Source organism: Microlunatus sp. YIM B11417 (genome assembly GCF_059617205.1).
Genome location: NZ_JCAMPJ010000001.1, coordinates 1,289,410 through 1,308,674, shown reverse-complemented (window position 1 = coordinate 1,308,674; position 19,265 = coordinate 1,289,410). Strand labels below are relative to the sequence as shown.

At 69.8% G+C, this 19,265-nt stretch carries 17 protein-coding genes; 9 read left to right on the top strand and 8 right to left on the bottom strand.

The features are described from left to right. Window position 1: 1 nt before the first annotated feature. From AC6CCG_RS06610 to AC6CCG_RS06595, 4 genes are all read left to right on the top strand, one after another. On the top strand, window positions 2–886 hold the full coding sequence (locus AC6CCG_RS06610; protein WP_496653679.1) for a carbohydrate ABC transporter permease: 885 nt from the start codon (window positions 2–4) through the stop codon (window positions 884–886). A gap of 67 nt (window positions 887–953) precedes the next feature. After that, the gene (locus tag AC6CCG_RS06605; RefSeq protein WP_496653678.1) at window positions 954–2,630 is read left to right on the top strand and encodes an extracellular solute-binding protein; all 1,677 of its coding nucleotides are present in this window, start codon (window positions 954–956) and stop codon (window positions 2,628–2,630) included. After that, complete coding sequence (locus tag AC6CCG_RS06600; RefSeq protein WP_496653677.1) at window positions 2,627–5,116, top strand: alpha-L-rhamnosidase-related protein; 2,490 nt, start codon at window positions 2,627–2,629, stop codon at window positions 5,114–5,116. Before AC6CCG_RS06605 ends, AC6CCG_RS06600 begins: the two co-directional genes overlap by 4 nt. Then, window positions 5,113–7,323, top strand: a complete 2,211-nt coding sequence (locus AC6CCG_RS06595; RefSeq protein WP_496653676.1) for an alpha-L-rhamnosidase-related protein — start codon at window positions 5,113–5,115, stop codon at window positions 7,321–7,323. Before AC6CCG_RS06600 ends, AC6CCG_RS06595 begins: the two co-directional genes overlap by 4 nt. 159 nt (window positions 7,324–7,482) lie before the next feature. On the opposite strand, the gene AC6CCG_RS06590 is transcribed toward AC6CCG_RS06595, so the two are convergent. The 5 genes from AC6CCG_RS06590 to fabG all read right to left on the bottom strand — a co-directional run bounded on the left by AC6CCG_RS06590 (window position 7,483) and on the right by fabG (window position 11,929). Continuing rightward, the gene (locus AC6CCG_RS06590; RefSeq protein ID WP_496653675.1) at window positions 7,483–8,415 is read right to left on the bottom strand and encodes an endonuclease/exonuclease/phosphatase family protein; all 933 of its coding nucleotides are present in this window, start codon (window positions 8,413–8,415) and stop codon (window positions 7,483–7,485) included. 13 nt (window positions 8,416–8,428) lie between these two features. Continuing rightward, window positions 8,429–9,472, bottom strand: a complete 1,044-nt coding sequence (locus tag AC6CCG_RS06585) for an endonuclease/exonuclease/phosphatase family protein (protein ID WP_496653674.1) — start codon at window positions 9,470–9,472, stop codon at window positions 8,429–8,431. A 123-nt stretch (window positions 9,473–9,595) separates the two neighbouring features. After that, complete coding sequence (locus AC6CCG_RS06580; protein ID WP_496653673.1) at window positions 9,596–10,375, bottom strand: GntR family transcriptional regulator; 780 nt, start codon at window positions 10,373–10,375, stop codon at window positions 9,596–9,598. 20 nt (window positions 10,376–10,395) lie between these two features. After that, window positions 10,396–11,166 (bottom strand): enoyl-ACP reductase FabI, encoded by a 771-nt coding sequence (gene fabI / locus AC6CCG_RS06575; RefSeq protein WP_496653672.1) that lies wholly within the window; start codon window positions 11,164–11,166, stop codon window positions 10,396–10,398. A gap of 28 nt (window positions 11,167–11,194) precedes the next feature. Next, a complete protein-coding gene (gene fabG / locus AC6CCG_RS06570) occupies window positions 11,195–11,929 on the bottom strand; it encodes a 3-oxoacyl-ACP reductase FabG (protein ID WP_496653671.1) in 735 nt (244 codons plus the stop codon). A 54-nt stretch (window positions 11,930–11,983) separates the two neighbouring features. Here fabG and AC6CCG_RS06565 point away from each other — a divergent pair, with 54 nt between their 5' ends. Together AC6CCG_RS06565 and AC6CCG_RS06560 are read left to right on the top strand one after the other, a co-directional pair. Continuing rightward, the gene (locus AC6CCG_RS06565; protein WP_496653670.1) at window positions 11,984–12,331 is read left to right on the top strand and encodes a DUF3099 domain-containing protein; all 348 of its coding nucleotides are present in this window, start codon (window positions 11,984–11,986) and stop codon (window positions 12,329–12,331) included. Beyond that, window positions 12,318–12,533, top strand: coding sequence for an acetone carboxylase (locus tag AC6CCG_RS06560; protein ID WP_496653669.1), 216 nt, complete (start codon window positions 12,318–12,320; stop codon window positions 12,531–12,533). Before AC6CCG_RS06565 ends, AC6CCG_RS06560 begins: the two co-directional genes overlap by 14 nt. 6 nt (window positions 12,534–12,539) lie before the next feature. Here AC6CCG_RS06560 and AC6CCG_RS06555 read toward each other — a convergent pair whose 3' ends face one another. From AC6CCG_RS06555 to AC6CCG_RS06545, 3 genes are read right to left on the bottom strand one after another with little or no spacing between them, the layout of a single operon-like run. After that, on the bottom strand, window positions 12,540–13,433 hold the full coding sequence (locus tag AC6CCG_RS06555) for a carbohydrate ABC transporter permease (protein WP_496653668.1): 894 nt from the start codon (window positions 13,431–13,433) through the stop codon (window positions 12,540–12,542). A gap of 1 nt (window position 13,434) precedes the next feature. Further along, window positions 13,435–14,385: a carbohydrate ABC transporter permease gene (locus AC6CCG_RS06550; protein ID WP_496653667.1), complete on the bottom strand. Its 951-nt coding sequence runs from the start codon at window positions 14,383–14,385 to the stop codon at window positions 13,435–13,437. Window positions 14,386–14,388: 3 nt separating this feature from the next. Continuing rightward, entirely contained in the window at window positions 14,389–15,738 is a 1,350-nt protein-coding gene (locus tag AC6CCG_RS06545) for an ABC transporter substrate-binding protein (RefSeq protein WP_496653666.1), read from the bottom strand. Between the two features lie 163 nt (window positions 15,739–15,901). On the opposite strand from AC6CCG_RS06545, the gene AC6CCG_RS06540 reads away from it, so the two are divergent. The 3 genes from AC6CCG_RS06540 to AC6CCG_RS06530 are packed head-to-tail and all read left to right on the top strand — an operon-like array spanning window position 15,902 to window position 18,825. After that, a complete protein-coding gene (locus tag AC6CCG_RS06540) occupies window positions 15,902–16,735 on the top strand; it encodes a GntR family transcriptional regulator (RefSeq protein ID WP_496653665.1) in 834 nt (277 codons plus the stop codon). Window positions 16,736–16,750: 15 nt separating this feature from the next. Further along, window positions 16,751–17,887 carry a hypothetical protein gene (locus AC6CCG_RS06535; RefSeq protein ID WP_496653664.1) on the top strand — a complete coding sequence of 379 codons (1,137 nt, stop codon included), beginning with the start codon at window positions 16,751–16,753 and terminating at the stop codon, window positions 17,885–17,887. After that, a complete protein-coding gene (locus AC6CCG_RS06530; protein ID WP_496653663.1) occupies window positions 17,884–18,825 on the top strand; it encodes a BadF/BadG/BcrA/BcrD ATPase family protein in 942 nt (313 codons plus the stop codon). The genes AC6CCG_RS06535 and AC6CCG_RS06530 overlap by 4 nt, the downstream gene beginning before the upstream one ends. The last annotated feature ends 440 nt before the right edge of the window (window positions 18,826–19,265 follow it).

Genomic DNA, 19,265 nt, shown 5'->3' with positions numbered 1-19,265 from the left:
GATGGCCCTGAGACGCTACAAGTCGCTCCCGGAGACCAGCTACCAGGTGGTGATCCACTTCGTGGTCGCCATGATCGTCCTCTCCGCGCTGCTGCCCCTGGTGTACGTGATCGGCATGTCGCTCACTTCCCAGGGCGAGCTGATCAAGCGGAACTACTTCGTGATCATCCCGCAGGAGCCGACGTTGGAGGCCTACCGGCGGCTGCTCACCTCGGAGATCCTCTGGCGCTCGATCGGGGTGTCCGTGTTCCGGGCCGTGGTCGGGCCGCTGCTCACCCTGGTGCTCACCGTGATCGGCGCGTTCGTCCTGTCCCGCAAGGACCTGCCGGGCCGGAACATCCTGCTGATGTTCGTGGTGGCCACGATCCTGTTCCGCGGCGGGCTGATCCCCTCCTACCTGGTGATGCACGACCTGCAACTGCTCAACACGGTCTGGTCCCTGATCCTGCCGACCGCGGTGGACGCGTTCGGACTGCTGGTGATCAAGATGTTCATCGAGAACATCCCGCGCGAGCTGACCGAGGCCGCCTACCTCGACGGCGTCAACGAGCTCCAGATGTTGATCAGGATCGTGGTCCCGCTGGCGGCGCCGGCGATCGCCGCCATCGGCATGTTCAACATCGTCATGCACTGGGTGTCCTGGTTCGACGCCCTGGTCTACATCCAGGACCCGAACCTCTATCCGCTGCAGCTGGTGCTGCGCAACATGCTCAACTCCGAGGTCGTCAACGACCAGATGACGCAGTCGCTGGCGACCAACCAGCGGGTGTCGCCGGAGAGCCTGAAGATGGCCACCGTCGTCGTGGCGATCATCCCGATCCTGATGGTCTACCCGTTCCTGCAGAAGCACTTCATCCGCGGCGTCTACATGGGCGCCGTCAAATGATCACCACGATTCCGCCCGAGGCCCCTCGACAGGCTCAGGGCACGTACTCCTTCATCGAAAGGACACGATGATGTCTCCTACCCCGATCCCGCGGCGGCGCGTCCTCGAGCTCAGTGCCCTGACCGGCGCCACCGCCCTCGCCGGCTCCGTCGCCGCCGGCTGCTCGCCCGGTGACGAGGGCGGCACCGGCGGCTCCGGCGAGGCACCGAACGGCCGGCCGAAGGGCCCGGACAGCTATCCGGCCGCCTTCCCCGAGGTGCCGACCCGGGTGCCGGAGGATTCGTACGGCTACGACGATCTGGCCACCGAGGTGACCATGTCGCTGATGACCGTCGGCGCCTTCAACGGCCCGCGGCCGAAGGACCCGATCAAGGACTTCCTCGAGGAGAAGTTCAACGCCAAGATCACCTTCGCCTCACTGACCGCCGACGACATGCGGAACAAGCTGGCCCTGTCGTTCACCTCCGGCGACGCGCCCGACTTCATCATGATCCCGGCCGGTCTGCGCGACGTCGCCACGGCCCTGTACGACCAGGGCCAGCTGCTCAACGCCGCGGACGTGATCGGCCTGATGCCGCAGGCCGCCATGTACGTCACCGAGGCGTTCAAGAACTGGGCCACGGTCGACGACGAGATGATCGGGATCCCGACCTACTCCACCTTCCCGGACGTCTGGGGTCTCTACATCCGCAAGGACTTCCTGGCCGAGATCGGCATGGACCCGCCGACCACGACGGACCAACTGATGGCCTACGCCAAGGCGCTCAAGGACAACGACCCGACGCCGGGCAAGGACGGTCCGTGGTTCATGGCGACCGGCGGCGACGGCACCAGCTGGGGCATGATGGCCCAGTTGGTCGCCGCCTTCGGGCATCCCGGCTGGAACGTCAAGGACGGCAAGATCAACCACCCGATGATCGACGGCACGACCAAGGCGTTCCTGCAGTTCGTCAACGACCTGCGCGCCGCGGACCTGCTGCCGCCGGACTGGTACACGACGGCCTGGGAGCAGCTCAAGACCCGCACCTTCAATGATCAACTCGGACTCGTGCAGTATCCGGGCGGCAACCTGGCCACCGAGACCTACACCGCCCGGGACAACGACTTCTCCAAGGTCGAGGCGTGGGCGCCGCTGGGCCAGGTCGGCTCGCCCGGCAACCCCGAGGGCCTGCTGCCGACGCCGAGCGGCCCGGGCGGCCTGTTCGTGTTCAACGCCAAGCTCGCCGACGACGAGGCCAAGCTGCGCCGGATCGCGCACATGATCGACACCTTCATCTATCCGAACGTCAACTACTGGGACGTCGCCCAGGGCGGTGGGCCGACCATCTGGGGCGAGGACGTGATCGAGGTGAAGTTCGACGAGAAGACCGGGCTGAACATCTTCACCATCCCGCCGGACTCGCCGTACATGAAGGACCAGTCGCTGGCCAGCCTGGCGGACTGGCAGTTCTTCGGCTACACCCTGCGCTGGCAGACGTACGAGGAGAAGGTGGCCAAGTACGGCTACGAGTGGAACAAGCAGGTCGAACAGCTGAAGCGCTGGGAGAACTTCGAGGTCCGGCTGCACCTGGATTCCAAGCCGGTGCAGGACCTGCTCACGCTGGGCCAGAAGTCGGAGATCCAGTTCGCGCTCGGCCAGCGCTCCTTCGACGAGTGGGACGCCTACGTGGACACCTGGCGCAAGTCCGGCGGCCAGGAACTGCTGGACGCGGCGGCCGAGCAGCTGGGCGTGCAGTCCGCGTGAGTTCCTGGATCTGGTCCGACGCCGGCGATCCCGCACCGGCGGGCCGGTTCACCTGGTTCCGGACGGTGATCGACCTGGACCGGGTGCCGGCCGACCCGACGCTTCGGATCGCCGCCGACAGCACGGCCCGGGTCATGATCAACGGCACGGTCGTGCTGCGCAAGGTGACCCGGTTCCACCAACCGGAGATCCGGGCCGAGGTGATCGACGCCGGCCGCTTCCTGCGTCCGGGTCGCAACGTCGTCGTCGTGCTGCACCACAGCTGGGGACCGATCACCACGTTCCAACGCACGGCCGCTGGCCGGGCCGGGCTCTGGATCGAGGGCGGCGGATCGACACCCTGGCTGCGCACCGGGACCCACTGGCGGTGGCACGCCGCCGACGAGTTCGCACCCACCCCGCAGTTCCTCGGCGTTCATGATCACACGCCGCGGATCCGCTACCCGGTCCGGCTCGCTGCCGGCCGCTCGCCCGAGCCGGACCTGCACGACCCGGACTTCGATGATCACGACTGGCCCGCAGCGATCGTCGTCGACGACGGGCCGTGGCCGGACCGGCCGGCACCGGTGGAGACCCCGCCGCAACGGGAGTACGTGACCCGGCCGGGCGGCGTCGTCGCGGCCGGGACCGCCCGGCACGGGACCTGGTCCGGCGATCCGACCGACCGCCCGTCCCTGCTGGCGAGTGCCGACCTCAGGCCGGATGCCGAGCTGACCCGGGCCGCCGGTGCGCTGGTCCCCGGGGCCGCCGGCGACCCGTTGGTGATCACCGGCGGCGGCACCCGGTACGTCACGGTCGACTTCCATCGCCCCGTGCACGGCTTCCCGTACCTGGAGGTCGAGCTCGATCAGGGAACAGCGGAGCTGCATCTCGGCTACGGCGAGATCGTCACGTCGGCGTACGACGGCAGCACCCACGTCCGGCCGGACGGCTGGATCGACGTCGACGGCGTGGTGGCGACCGGCTACGCGGACCTGATCATGATCACGCCGGGCCGGCGCCGCTACGAACTGCCCGACGAGCGGACCGCCCGCTGGCTGACCGTGCACCTCACCGGGTCCGGAACGATCACCGTGCACGAGCTCGGCGTCGTCTCCTCGCAACACCCGCTCGAGCCGGTCGGCTCGTTCCGTTGCGGCGACCGGCAGCTGGAGCAGCTGGTCGAGCTGTGCCTGATCCACGCCGAGGTGACGATGAGCGACGCCTACGTCGACACGCCGGGCCGGGAGGACGGCCAGTGGATCGAGGACGCCCGGCCGCGGGCCCTGATCGCCGAGCGCTGGTTCGGCGACACCGCCCTGCGCCGGCTCATGATCAGGACGCTGGCCGAGGGTCAGAACGAGCACGGCGACCTGCATCCCTTCTTCCCCAGCAACTATCCGTTCCCGTCATCGCCCTACGACTGGTCGGTGCAGTGGGTCGCGATGCTGCACGACGACTACCGCTGGCACCGCGACCCGGAGTTGATCACGACCTACCTGCCGCAGCTGGCCCGCTACTGGGACGCCGTCCTGGAGCACCTCGGCGAGGACGGGCTGTGGCGGACCGGCCACGTGTTCGCCGACATCCGGGTCAACGCGCCGGTGCCCGAGGGCGGCGCCAGCGGGGTGATCACGCCGTGGATCATCGACCGGCTGGGCTGGAGCGCCGAGCTGGCCCGGGCGGTCGGCGACCAAGATCACGCCGATCGCTGGGACACGGCCGCGGCCTCGATGCGGAAGGCGTTCCGCCGGCACCACCTGGTCACCGACCATCCCGGCTTCGGCGTGATCGTCGCGGATCGCTGGAGCCCTTCGCTGCCGACGGAGCAGCGCGGCTACAGCCAGGCCGGCCAGGCGATGCCGCTGTTGGACGGACTGCTCACCGACGACGAGGCGCGACAGGTGATCGAGACCGCGTTCCCGGCCCCGGACGGCAGTCCGCCGGTCGGCATCGGACGATGGAACAACCCGACCTGGAGCTATCGGGTGCTGCGCGGACTGACCCGGCACGGGTTCGGCGCCCGCGCGGTCGCCCACCTCAAGGAGCGCTACGCGCCGTATCTGCCCGGGCATCCGCGGAACCCGACACCGGTCGAGCTGCAGGGGCCGTACGGCGGTCCGCTGCCGGAGTACTGGGTGAGCCGGGAGGACCTCGGGCTCGCCGACGGTGAGATCGACCCGGCCCAGCCGGTCGACGTCACCGGCTCGCACGGCTGGGGCGCGATGCCGCTGCTCTGGTTGCACGACAGCCTGCTCGGCGTCGAGCCGGCCGAGCCCGGCGGGGACCGGTTGATCATCCGGCCGACCACCGCCGGGCTGCCGTACGTCTCAGGCTGGACCATGACGCCGCACGGCGCGGTGCAGGTCCACCTCGATCCGCAGCAGGACCGCTTCGTGATCACGCTGCCGGCGGGCGTCGTCGCCGACGTGACCGTACCGGAGGAGCTGGGCGGCGGCACCGCCGTGATCACCGGACCCGGCCGGTTCGACGACTGGAGGTCATGATCATGTTCGACGGCTGGTGGCTGCCCGACGCCCCCGACGGCGACGTCCAGGCGGCTTTCCGGGCCGACCTCGAGCTGACCGCGCCGACCGAGCTGACGGTCCGGCTCCAGGCCGCGGCGAACTTCCGGCTCTGGGTCGACGGCACCCCGATCGGGTACGGGCCGCTCCGCTACGCCGCCGCCCGCCCCGAGTACGCGAGCCGGCGGGTCCGGCTGGACGCCGGGCCGCATCGGCTCGCGGTCCAGGCGTCCGGCGGCGGGCTGGTCGGCCGGATGACCCCGGGGCTGCCGTCGTTCCTCTGGGTCGAGGCCGTGACCGAGGACGGGACCGTGTTGGCGCTGGACTGGTGCTGCCGGCGACTCGGTGAGTACGCGGCGACCGGGCTGCGGACCAGTCCCCTGCTGGACTGGCTGGAGTGGCTGGACGAGCCGCTGGACCCGGCCTGGCGGACCAGGCCCGTGGCCGAGCTCTGCGATGATCACTGGGTCGCCCCGGTGCCGGCGACCGGGCTGGCCGAGGCGCTCGGCGAGCCGCGGCCCGGCGTGATCGACCTGCCCGATCTACCCCTCGTCGAACCCCGGGAGATCGGCCGCGGCCGGTACCGGGAATCCTTCACCGGTTACCGTTTCGACGATCCCGCGATGCAGTTCGTGCTGGCCGATCTCGACCCGCCGGACCGTGATGATCATGACGGCAGCTGGGTCCGCTACGACCTCGGCCGGATCCGGATCGGCCACCTCGAACTCACCGTCGAGACCGACCGGCCGGCCGTGATCACCCTCGGCTACGCGGACCGGCTCGATCCGCACGGCCGGGTGGCGCCGGTCGTCGCGCTGTCCACCGGGCCGACCCGGATGGTCCAGCGCTACGCGGTGCCGGCGGGCCGGACCAGGATCGAGCCGTTCGGCGCCCTCGGCGGCCGCTACGTCGAGGTCCGGGTCACCGGTGACGCCAGGATCGGCGAGGCCGGCTTCCGCGACCGCGACTTCCTCGGCCCGCCCCGCGGCACGTTCGAGTGTGACGAACCGCTGCTGAACCGGATCTGGCAGGTCGGGCTGGACACGCTGCGGGCCTGCGCCGAGGACGTGCTGATCGACTCGATCCGGGAGCGCGGCGAGTGGGTCGGCGATGTGATGGCCTCCGCGGTGGACCTGCTCGCGGTCGGCTGGGGTGATCAACGGCTGGTGCACCGCGCCTTGCTGCACGCCGCCGCGTGCGCGCGCGAGGACGGGCTGGTGGCCGGTTGCGTGCCCGGCGAGCCGATCTACGTCGGCACCTACGCCGCGCAATGGTTCAACGTCTGTCTGCACCAGGCCGAGGCGACCGGCGACGATGCCGTCCTGCGGGAGCTCGAGCCGGCCGGCCGGGCCAACGCCGCGGCCCTGCTCGCCATGATCGACAACGACGGATCGACCACGCTGCCCTGGAGTTTCGTCGACTGGGGCCACGCGCCGGAGTCGGGGCGGCCGGACGTCGCGACGCTGTTGCACGTCCTGCGTGGTCTGGACGCCTGGCTCGGCTGGCAGCACCGGCTCGGCCGCCCCGATGATCATGAGGTACGGAATCGCCGGGACCGACTGGCCGGCCTGCTCCGCCGGCAGCTCGGCGATCCGGCGCGGCCGCTGGACTACCACGCCGCCGCCCTCGGCCACCTGGCCGGCCTGGTCCCGCTGGACCGGGCGGCCCCGGTGGTCCATGATCATCTCCGGGCCGGCTTCCCCTTCGATCCGGCGGCTCCCAGGCTGCGCGACCCCGGCCGGGTCGACCGGTCCGTGGTGACGCCGTACTTCACCAACTACTCGATGCCGGTGTTGCTCGACGCGGGCCGTACCGACGACGCGATCGGCTTCTGGAGACAGGGCTGGGGCTGGATGCTGGACCGCGGCGCGACCACCTGGTGGGAGGTCTTCGACGACCGCTGGAGCCAGTGCCACTTCTGGAGCGGCGCGCCGACCTGGCAACTCACCCGGTACGTCCTCGGTGCGCGGGTGGTCGGCGGCACCGAGCTGGTCATCCGGCCGAACCCGGGATCGCTCGACCGTGCCCGCGGCGTGCTGCCGATCGGCCCCGATGGTCAGGTCGAGGTCGCCTGGCGACGGGAGGGATCGCGGCTGCGGTACACGGTGATCACCGACCGGCCGCTGCGGGTCACGGCGGCCGGTGCCGAGCCGAGGCGGTTGGCCGCCGGGCGGCACGAGTTCGGCTGAGGTCTTGGCCGGAACCGTCCCCGCACCCCCAAGTACAGAACGGGGACAGGTCCGGCGGGTCCCCCTGGAGCAATTTGGGAAGGCCCTTTCCCAATTGTCACCCGGTCCGGTCCGCAGACGACCGGGCCGGACGTCACGATCCCATTACATCGTTACGCATCAGCCGATCCGCACGGTCACCGTGCCGACGATCGCCCGATGGTCCGAACATTTCGGCAGGCCCGTGCAGGTCGCCGGGATGTCCAGCGCCCGGGCCTCGTACGCGCCGACGATCCAGGACTCGCGGACGAAGATCGAGTCAACCTTCCACCGTCCCTCGGCACAGCGGTTGGGATCGTCCGGCACCACATCGGCTGTCCACGCGCCGTACCCCGGGCAGTTGGCCGGGTCGTCGTCGTCGAGTTCGCGGTGGGCGCCGGTGTTGTCGGCGTTGTAGGTCGTGTTCACCGACGGCGCGTAGTAGCCGTTCAGCCGGTCGTAGTGCGGCTGGGCGTTGAAGTCGCCGGCGATCAGGTACGTCTCGCCGGCTGCGTGGAAACCGTTCAGCAGTTCCAGCACCCGGTTCAGCTGCGGCGCGGCCGCTCCGGTCACGGTGGTGATGTGGACCGTGCAGAACTTCATCAGCGGGTCCGCCTGGAGCGGTGCGCAGAGCAGCTTCTTGGTGCCCAGCTTGCCGTCATCCGGCAACACGTACTGATGGGAGTTGCCGAGATCCGCACGACTGAACAGCGCCTGGCCGAACGTCTCCGCGCCGTTGCAGAGCCCGGGGACCGGATCGTCGCGGGTGGCCGCGAAGCGGGCGAAGTCGGCCGAGGCCGGCCAGCCGCGGGCGGCGAGCTGGGTCTGGATCGCCTTGTACTGGTTCCAGCAGACCTCGTTCAGCGAGGCGAAGTCGGCGTCGCTGTCGATGATCGAGTCCACCACGGCCGCCACGATGCCGTCCGTGGTGGAGCCCTGGTGCCAGATGTTGCCGGTGATGTTCCAGTCCCACACGGTGAAGGTCCGCTGCTCCGCGGCGTGCGCCGGTAGCGCGCCCGCCACCAGCACCATCAGGAGCCCGAGCGCCGCTGCCAGCCTGGTCGTCCCACGCATGATCGGACTCCCCTCAACGCTTCAAGATCACGTCGCCGACGGCGATCCGGTGATCCGAGTACGGCGTCGTGATCACCCAGCCGGAGTCCGGGCCGACCTTGAAGTGCCGTTGATCGACGAAGATGTAGTCGATGTGGCGATTGCTCGAATACGGCTTGTCGTACTGATCGGGATTGCCCTCGGCGCCCATCGTCCACTCGCCCTGCCGGAGCGGGCAGTCCTCGGTGCCGAGGTTGAACTCCCGGACGTTGCCGCGCCAGCGCGGATCCCGGCCGTCGACCTCCTCGAACACCCCCTTGCCGCCACAGCGGGAGTAGAAGAAGTCCAGCGAAGGCAGGAAGGGCAGCTCGTTCAGGTCGCCCATCAGGACCACCGGCATCCGCTTCGTCATCGGCGTCAGCGTCTCGCCGATCAGCTTCGCCTGGGCGTAGTTGACCGACCGGCCGTAGTGCGGATCGTCGGCGATGGCCGGGTCGCCCGGGAAGGAGGTCTCGTTGATCAACACCAGGGGCACCTCGGTATGCGTCACGCAGGCCCGGACGGCCTTCGCCCGCGGCACCGCGACATCGGCGCAGACCAGCTTCCGGAAGCGCTGCCGGTAGTGGTAGCCAAGATCGAGATAGGGCGTGTCGCCGAACTGGACCCGCTCCGAGTCGTACCTGCTGAGCAGTCCCATCACGTACCAGCCCTCCGGGTTGACCACCGGATCGACACAGTTCGTGATGTTGTAGTTCGTCACCACGACGTGCTCGGTCAGCCCCGCGTAGCCGGGCTTCGCCTTGAGTTGATCACGCAGCGCGACCCACTGCGTGTAGCACATCTCGTTCAGCCCGATGATCTCCGCGCGCTGCTCGGCGATCTTCGCCACGGTGTCGGTCACCGGTGCCCCGGTGCTGCCGCCGTTGAACCCGTTGCCGGCGAAATTGAAGTCCAGAAAGCGAATCCGGCGATCCTGCCGCTGAGTGGCGGCGTCGGCGGACTGGCTCGGGAGGCTCATGATCGGGGCCGCCATCGCCGCGCAGGCGATCATGGCCAGGAGTACGTACCTGATCTTCATCACACACATCCTCGGCGTCGATGATTCCTGTCTAGACCGGTATTCGCGGCGAACGTAACACGGCGGCCTGGTCTAGGCCAAGGGGTTGTTCGGTACGAGAGCGAGAGTTCCCCGAGGGTTCACTCAGCGGCCGGACGGACTGCCGACGTGCATCCGGACCGAGTACCGGTCGCCGCGATAGAGGGACCGGCCGAACTCGATCACGTGGCCCATGCTGTCCAGCGCCGCGCGCTCGATCAGGAACGCCGGATCCTGCTCGGCGACCTCGAGCCGGCGGGCCTGGGCCGCGGTCAGCCGCGCGATGGCGACGGTCTGCTCGGCCGACTCCAGCCGCACCCCGAACCGGCTCGCGAGCAGGTCGTAGAGGGAGTTGTCCCGGCCCAGCGCGGCGAGCAGGTCCGGGAATCGGTCGGCCGAGAGATTGGTCCGTTCCAGGGCCATCGGTACGCCGTCGGCGGTCCGGACCCGTTCGATCGCGTGCACCGGTGCTCCCGGCTCGATCCCGAGCCGTGCCGCCACCGCCCGCGCGGCCGGCCTGGTCCGAGCCCGGAAACTCCGTGCGCCTGGGGTCAGGCCGCGGATCCGCATCTCCTCGCTGAACGACCGGAAGATGTCGGAATGGGTCAGGGCCGGCTGCCGGACGAAGGTGCCCCGGCCGGCGACGCGATGGACCAGGCCCTGGTTCTCCAACTCGCCCAGGGCGCCGCGGACGGTCATCCTGGCCACCCCGAACCGCTCGGCCAGGACCCGCTCGGAGGGCAGCAGCGCACCGTCCCGGGACTGCAGCACCAGGGCCGCCAGGACGTCGCTGATGTGCCGGCCCTTCGGCCCGTCCGGCGCGGCCGGCTCGACGGCGAGCGCGTCCGTCGCGGCGGAGTCCGGCTCGTGGCGCGGCCTCGGCACTGCTGCGGTGTCCGGGTCGGTCAGGCGCCGGTCATCTGCACGCCGCCGTCGACGTGGATGATCTCGCCCGTCGTCTTGGGGAACCAGTCGCTGAGCAACGCGACGGCGGCCCGGGCTGCCGGCTCCAGGTCCTTGGTGTCCCAGCCGAGCGGGGCCCGGCCGGCCCAGACCTCGTTGAACTCCTCGGAGCCGGGGATCGCCCGCTTGGCCAGCGTGTCCAGCGGCCCGGCGGCGACCAGGTTGACCCGGACACCCTCCGGACCGAGATAGCGTGCCAGGTAGCGGCAGGTGCTCTCCAGCGCGGCCTTGGAGACGCCCATCCAGTCGTAGACCGGCCAGGCAACCGTGGCGTCGAAGTCGAAGCCGACCACGGAGGCGGTCTCGCCGAACAGCGGCTGGCAGGCCATGGTCAGCGCCTTGAGCGAGTACGCCGACACCTGGACCGCGGTCGCGACGTCGGGCCACGGCGTGGTCAGGAAGCCGCCGCCGAGCGCGGTCTCCGGGTTCGCGAAGGCGATCGAGTGGACCACGCCGTCGATCCGGTCGACGTGCTCGCGCAGCGCGTCGGCCAGGCCGGCCAGATGATCTTCGTTCGAGACGTCCAGCTCGAGCAGCGGCGGCACCGGGTCCAGCTTCTTGATCACCCGCCCGGTCAGGCTCATCGCCCGGCCGAAGTTGGAGATGATCACGTTCGCCCCCTCGGCCTGCGCGATCTTGGCCGTCGCGAAGCCGAGCGAGGTGTCCAGCGTGACGCCGGCCACCAGGATGTTCTTGCCCTGCAGGATTCCCATCGCTTCCCCGTCCTCGTCTACTCGCGGCTCAGTGGCCCATGCCGAGGCCGCCGTCGACCGGGATCACGGCCCCGGTGACGTACGAACCCGCCGGCCCGGCCAGGAATTCGATCACGCCGGCGACGTCGTCGACCTCGCCGAACCGGCCGAGCGGGATCTGCTCGGCGTACTTGGCGACCAGCTTGTCGTCCAGTTCGTCGGTCATGGCCGTCTTGATGAAGCCGGGGGCGACCACGTTGGCCGTCACGCCGCGCGAGCCGAGCTCGCGGGCCAGCGACCGGGCCATCCCGACCAGGCCGGACTTCGAGGCCGCGTAGTTGACCTGGCCGGCCGACCCGAGCAGGCCGACGACGGAGGAGATGAAGACGATCCGGCCGAACCGGTTCCTGATCATCGGCCGGGCGGCCTGCCGGGCGACCCGGAAGGCACCGGTCAGGTTCGCCGCGATCACCGCGTCCCAGTCCTCGTCCGACATCCGCATGACCAGGGTGTCCCGGTTGATGCCCGCGTTGGCCACCAGCACCTCGACCGGACCGTACGCGGCCTCGACCTGGGCGAACGCCGCCTCGACCTGGCCCGCGTCGGTGACGTCGCACTCGATCCCGAGCACGCCGGCCGGAGCCTCGCCGGACCGCGACGTCGCGGCCACCCGGTGCCCGGCCCGGACCATCCGTTCGGCGATCCCCCGCCCGATGCCCCGGCTGCCGCCGGTCACCAGCACGACGCGGGACTCGGTTGACGATTCCTGTTCAGCTGCAGTCACGGCGGACACGCTACCGACTCCCCGACCGCGCGGGCGAACGCGTAGGCTGACCTTGTGAGAAAGGCCGCCGTGATCACCGACGCGCCGGGCGCCGCGAGTGCGGAGTTGAGCCGGCGCCAGAAGCGGTACGTGATCACGATGCTGTTCCGGCTGGCCTGCTTCGTCGCCATCTTCTTCGTCCCCGGCGTCTGGCGCTGGGTGCTCGGCGCGGGAGCGGTCTTCCTGCCCTACATCGCGGTGATCCTGGCCAACCAGGTGGACTCCCGGCGCATCGCCGGCCGCAGCGAGCCGGCCGCCGAAGCCGCCGCCGAGCCGGACCGGCCGCAGCTCGAGTCCGTACAGATCATCGAACCGGACCCCGACCCCGAGCCCGACGAACGGAAGCGCGATGACGCAGCCTGACGACGCCGGCGACCAGCTGATCTGCTCGGCGAAGGGCTGCCGGGAGCCGGCCGGCTACACCCTGCTCTGGAACAACCCGAAGATCCACACCCCGGACCGCCGCAAGCAGTGGCTCGCCTGCCCGGAGCACCGGGAATCCCTGGCCGCCTTCCTGTCCGCCCGGGGCTTCCTGCGCGACATCGAGGCCGTCGCCGCCGGTTGAGGCCGGTCAGCCCTTGACCGCACCCTGGGCGCTCTCCATGATCTGGCGCTGGAGAATGATGAAGAACACGATGATCGGCAGCACCGAGATCACCGTGCCGGCCCCCATCAGCCGCAGGTCGACGCCACCGATCCCCTTCAGGTAGGCGACACCCAGCGCGACCGGGTAGAGATTCTGGTCGCTCAGCACCACCAGCGGCCAGAGGAACTCGTTCCAGACGTTGATGAAGCCGAAGATCGCGACGATCGCCAAGGTGGGACGGGTCACCGGCAGCATGACGTGCCAGAAGACCTGCCATTCGTTGCAGCCGTCGATCCGGGCGGCGTCGGCGAGCTCCTTCGGCACGGCGGTGAACGCCTGCCGGAGCAGGAAGATCGCGAACACCGTGAGCAGGTTCGGCAGCACGACGCCGCCGTAGCTGTTCACGAGGCCGAGTTGGTTGACGATCAGGTACTGCGGGATCAACATCACCTCCATCGGCAGGAACATGGCGGCGATCAACCCGAAGAAGATCAACGTCCGGCCGCGGAAGTTCATTCTGGCCAAGGGATAGGCGGTCAGCGCACTGATCACCACGTTGGCCGGGACGATCAGCACGATGAGCAGCAGCGAGTTCAGCAGGTAGCGCGGGAACTCGATCGTCGTCCAGGCCCGGACGAAGGCATCGAAGATCGGCGGCCGCGGGATCAGGTCCGGCGGGTTGCTGAACACGTCCTGGAAGCCGGGCTTGAGCGCGGTCGACAGCAGCACCAGGAAGGGCACGATGAACACGGCGCCGATCGCCGCCAGCAGCAGGTACATGCCGATCCGCCGGACGACCTTGCCGACCGGCACCGCGCGCCGCAGGGCGGGAGCGTCCCGGTGGACCGTGCTGGGCCGCATCTCGACTTCGGTGGCCATGTCAGGAGTCCGCCAGCTTGCCGAGACGATGGTTGAGCGTCGACAGCAGCACCAGGAACAGCGCCATCACCAGGGCGGCCGCGCTCGCGTACCCCATCCGGTTGCCGACGAAGGCCTGCTTGTAGATGAAGAAGCCGAGCGATGCGGTCCGGTTGTCCGGGCCACCGTCGGTGAGCATGTACACCGAGGTGAAGACCTGCATCGCCCCCATCATCTCCAGCGTCAACGCCACCGCCATGAACGGCCTGATCAACGGGAGCGTGACGTGCCACAGCTTGCTCCAGTAGCCCGCGCCGTCGACCGTGGCCGCTTCGTACAGGTCGCTCGGGATGGTCTGCAACCCGGCCAGGAAGATCATCATGTACGTCCCCGTCACCTTCCAGCCCTCGACGAAGATCACCGCGGCCTGCGCCGTGTTCTGGTCGGAGAGGAAGTGGATCGGCTCGTCGATCACGCCGATGCCGCGCAACAGGCCGTTGATCACCCCGAGATCGTCGTAGACGAAGTTCCAGGCGACAGCGATCGCCACCATGGAGGTCACGACGGGCAGGAAGTAGATCGTCCGGAAGAACTGGATCGCCCTGATCTTCTGGTTCACCAGGATCGCCAACAGCAGCGGGAAGACCACCGTGAACGGAATCATCCCGAGCAGGTACACGATCGAATTGCGGAACGTCTCCCAGAATTCCTTGCTCTGGAACAGCCGCTGGAAGTTGGCCAGGCCGATGAAGGTCGGCGGATCGAAGATGTCGTAGTCGTAGAAGGCCAGCTGGATCGCCGAGCTTGCCGGCCAGACGATGAAGACGGCGAAGAGCAGCATGCCGGGCACCAGGAACAGGTACGGGGTCACCCGGCGCTGTCCGACCGGTCGGTCCAGCGGCGCCAGCCGCCAGCGAGACGGCCTGCCCGGCGGAGCGAGTCGGCCTACCGGAGCGATTCTGGACGTGGTCACCGGTCAGTCCGCCAGGATCGTGTTCCACTTGTCGGCGAGGTCGGCAAGTTCGGTCGCGGCCGGTGTCGAGCCACCCAGATAGGCCTTCATCCCGTCGTCGAACACCTTCGTCAGCTCGGCGTCGTGCTTCGTGCCGTACGAGACGTACAGGGTGTCGGGCAGTTCCTCGGCGATCATCTGCTTGGCCCGGTCCTCGAGGACGTTCCCGGTCTCCTCCTTGAAGAACGGGTCGGCGATGGCCTCGAGCGACGACGGATAGATCGGCACCAGCTTGCAGAAGTCGACCTGGTTCTTGGCGTTGGTGATGAACTGGATGAAGGCGGCGGCCGTCGCCGGGTTCTTGGACTTCGCCGGCACGACCAGCGTCTGCATGCCGTCCAGCAGGAACTTGCCCTCGGCCGTCCGCGGCGCCGGGGTCATCTCGAGATCGGCGTACGCCTTGGGCGAGTTCTTCTTGAGGAACGCCAGGATGTACGGCGTGCTGATCATGAAACCCACCTGGCCGGTGTCGAACACCTGATAGGTGGCATTGGCCGTCGACGAGATGGCCGCGGGCGAGATGGCCTTCTTCCCGTACGCGTCCTTGTAGCGCTCGATCACCGCGGCGGCCTCCGGCGAGTTGAAGGCGGCCGTCTTCTTGTCGTCGGAGATCATCGGGATCCCGTGGTACCGCATCACCGTGCCGGTCGGGATCACCGTGGTCCCGTAGATGTGCGCGGCGTCGTAGATCTTCTGGGCCAGGTCGACGACCTCCGGGTAGTCCTTGGGCGAGGCGGCGTAGTCGAACCCGGGAACCTTCGCCAGCACCGACTTGCGATAGAACATGATCGGCGCGCCGCCGTGGTACCAGGGGATGGCCACCTGCTTGCCGTCGATCTTGAAGGGATCGAGCATGCCCGGCACGTAGTCCGCGAACTGGTCCGCCGGCAGCATCGTGCCGAGGTCGACCAGCTGGTTGGCGGCGCCCGCCACCTGCAGGTTGGTGATGTTCACCGCGTCGGGAACCTCCGACGAGGCCAGGGCAGTGAGGAACTTCGGCTCGATCTGGTTGCCGGGCACGTCGACCCAGTCGACCTTGGTGCCCGGGTGCGCGGCCTCGAACGCGGTGATCAACCCGGTGACGTAGTCGGAGTAGACCTCCCGGAGGTTGATCGTCCAGAAGGTGATCTTGCCGGTGATCTCGGCGGGCCCGGTGGGCCGGTCGTTCGACGGAGCCGTACCGACGGGCGAGGTGCCCGGAGCACACGCCGCCAGGCCAAGGGCTGCCGCTGCGATGCCGGCGCCGGCCAGCAGCTGTCGTCGATCGAGGGTGACCCGCTGCAGTCGACGGGCCGAGTCGTGCGGCTCGGACATGGTGTTCCTCCTGAACCTGAATGTGACGCGGCCCGCGGCATCCGCCTGCTCTCGTCGAGCCCGGTTATCGTAAAGTGGACTAGCCCACTATGGCAATGGCCGGCCGAACCTTGCGGCCATGGCTCACCGGACGTACCGGACAGGGCAGGGAGGACCGAGCATCGTGGCGCGCCGACCCAAGGAGCCGTTCGATCCGGGGGCCTTCGGGCTGCCGGACCGGCTGGACGACGACCGTCCGAAGGGTGACCAGCTGCGGGAGGTGCTGGAGAGCCTGGCGTTCCGCCTCGGACCCGGCGCCCGGTTGCCGTCCGAGCGGCAGCTGGCCGAGACGTACGGCGTCGCCAGGATGACCGTCCGGGGCGAGGTCCGGCGGCTGGCCGCGGACGGGGTGATCCGGATCCGGACCGGCGTCGCGGCGGAGGTGGCCGACCCGGCCGCCCCTCGGTACGGGGTCGGCTACTCCTTCGCCCAGGAGCTGGGGCGCCGTGGCCAGCGGGCCGGCGCCATCGTGCAGGAGCACAACGTGCTCCGCGTGACCAGCCGCCTCGCGGCCCTGCTCGAGGTGCCCGTCGGTAGCCGCGCCCTGCGGCTCGTCCGGGTCCGGACCACCGACGGCGCCCCGACCGGGGTGGAACGGTCGACGCTCTCCCTGGAGCGCTTCCCGGGTCTCGAGTCGGTGAACTTCGAGACTGCGTCGCTGTACGAGACCATCCGCACCCGCTGGGGCGCCGAGCCCAGCAGCGTGCAGGCCCACGTGACGGCGATCCTGCCCACCACCGAAGAGGCCGAGCTGCTCAAGATCGGCCTCGCGGCCCCCTGCCTGGAGGTCACGCTGGTCCAGCGGGATATCTCCGGGCACGTGATCGAAGTCGGGCGCTCGGTCTACCGCGGCGACCGCTACGACCTCGACATCAGCCGTGGCCCGAGCGGCCAGGCGGGCACCCCGCCGGCCGCCCAGGATCTTGTGCCGGCCACACTCGACGGAACGCTGGACTAGCCCACCGGAGGACGCATGACTGCCCCACCATCCACGGCGGCCGGCTGGAGCCTCACCGCGGGCACCGTGGCCATCACGCCGAGCCGGCCGGTGCCGCTGGGCGGCTTCGCCGACCGGACCGGCGAGTCCACCGGCGTCCTCGATGATCTCGAGCTCAACCTCGCCGCACTCAGCGCGCCGGGACGCGGGACCCTGACCTGGGTCGGGATCGACGCGCTGGCCGTGAAGCCGGAGTTGCACCGCGTCGTGGTCGAGGCGGTGGCGGCGGTCACCGGGTGCGCCCCGGGGGACGTCGTCGTGACGGCGTCCCACACCCATGCCGCACCGTCGGGCTGGGTCGGGCAGATCCTGCCCAGCCTGCCCGCACCGGTCGACGACCGCCTGCTCGCCGAGCTGGCCGACGCGATCCGCGGCATGCCGCTGCGACGGACCGACGTACGACTGGAGACCGCCACCGCACGGATCGACGGCATCGGTGCCAACCGCGCCCGGCGGGACGGGCCGTTCGACCCGAGCGCACGCTGTCTGCTGGCCCGCGAGCCGGACGGAACCCCGGCGGCGCTGCTGTACGACTTCGCCTGCCATCCGACGGTCCTCGGTCCGGACAACCGCCTGGTCTCGGCCGACTGGGTGGGCGCGGCCAGGGCGGCACTGCGCCGGCGGCTCGGGACGGCGCTGCCGGTGGTGTTCGCGCAGGGCTGTGCCGGCGACGTGAGCACGCGCCACCACCGCAAGGGACGCCAACCGTCGGAGGTCGATCGACTCGGCTCGCTGGTCGCCGAGCAGCTGCTGGCCGCGCTGGAGCAGGCCGAGCCGCTGACCGGTGCTGACGTACGACTGGTCCGCGACACCGTCACGCTGCCCTCGCGCTGGGCACCCCCGGTCACGGAGTCGATGCCGATCTCGGCGATCGCCGTCGGCTCGCACCGGTGGCTCGCGGTCCCGGGAGAGATCGTCGCGTCGTTCGGCCTGGACCTGGCGGCCGCTGCCCCCGGCACCAGGTTGATCAGCTGCGCGGACGGCTATGTCGGCTACTTCGCCGACCCGGCCGGCCATGCCGAGCGGAGCTACGAGTCCGAGGCCTCGCCGCTGAGGGCGGCCGACACCCTGGAACTGGTCCGTCGCGTCACCGTCCTGGACACGGCACGATGAACCGTTCCGGGCCCGACGCCGGCCGGCGGGCGGGTCATGTCGTCGTCGACATCGGCAAGTCCGGCACCCGCATCCGCCGTCAGGCCCTGGGCGACACCCTCACCGGCCCGGGGGCGCCGCCGGAGCGAGCCGGCAGCCCCGAGGCCGGGGCGTTGCTCTTCGAACTCGTCCGCGGGCCGTGGGCCGCGGCACCGAGCGCCGGGACCGTCTCGTCGGTCACGATCGGCACCACGTTCCTGCCCAGCCGGCCGGCCATCGCCGATGCCGTACGACGCCTCGGCGACCTGTTCCCGGGTGCCGGGATCACCGTCCTCACCGACGGCGTGCTCAACCATGCCGCGGCGTTGGGCGGTCCCGGCACGGTGGCCGCGGTCGGCACGGGGACGGCGATCGTCGGCTGTGACACGCACGGCCGGTTGCGCCGGTTCGATGCCTGGGGACCTGACCTCGGCGACCGCGGCAGCGCGGGTGACCTGGGCCGGGCCGGACTCCGGCTGGCCTGCTCCGCGATCGACGGCGTCGTGTCCGCGCCCGGCCTGGTGGCCGCGGCGACGGCCTGGCTCGGCCGGCGCCCCGACATCCCGGCGGCCATCGAGCTGCTCGCGACGCCGAACCGCGTCGAACGGCTGGCCACCTTCGCGCTGATGGTCTGCGAGCTCGCCGCGGCCGGGGACCGGGAGGCCGCCGAGCTCGTCGCGCGGTCCGCACGCGACGTCGTCGAGACCTGCGCCGCGGCCGCCCGGCTGATCGACGACACCACCCTGGTGCTCGTGGGCCGCCTGGTCGAGGTGGCCGGCTTCCGGAACGCGCTCGACCTCGCGCTGGCCGGGTCGGGCCTGCGCGAACAGCAGCCCGCCGCGCAACTCCTCGACGTCGCGGTCGAGGTCGTGGCGCAGCCGCTGTACCAGCGCTGGGCCGGCCGTTCGCTGGATGATTGATCCGTGCGACCAGGGTCTCCGTCGCATCTCTTGTGGCCACGGACCCCCGGCTCGAGGGGGCGGGGCAGTTTTTCACGTAGCGTGAAAAACTGTCGCTTTACCAGGAAAGCTTCTCGGGTATAGCGACAGGAAAGTTGGTGAGGTGGGGCGCCTAGGTCGCTGGCTGGGCCCTGGGCACGGTCACCGCCCACGTCGTGCGCATCCGATCACCGCGGCGCTGGTCGGCACTCCCGGGCCAGGACCTTGCCGAGGCACTGACCCCTGCGACACAAGGCCGGGAAAAGTGATCAGGCCCGCTCTCGACCGAGCCTGCGGGAACTCGGGATAACGGACCTGATGGGTAAAACTCTAACTGCGGGTACGTTCAATTGCGGTCAAAGCTGACTCAAGAGATCCCTAAGCCTTACCACGCCTAAGGCAAGGGCTTTCCAAGGCGGGAT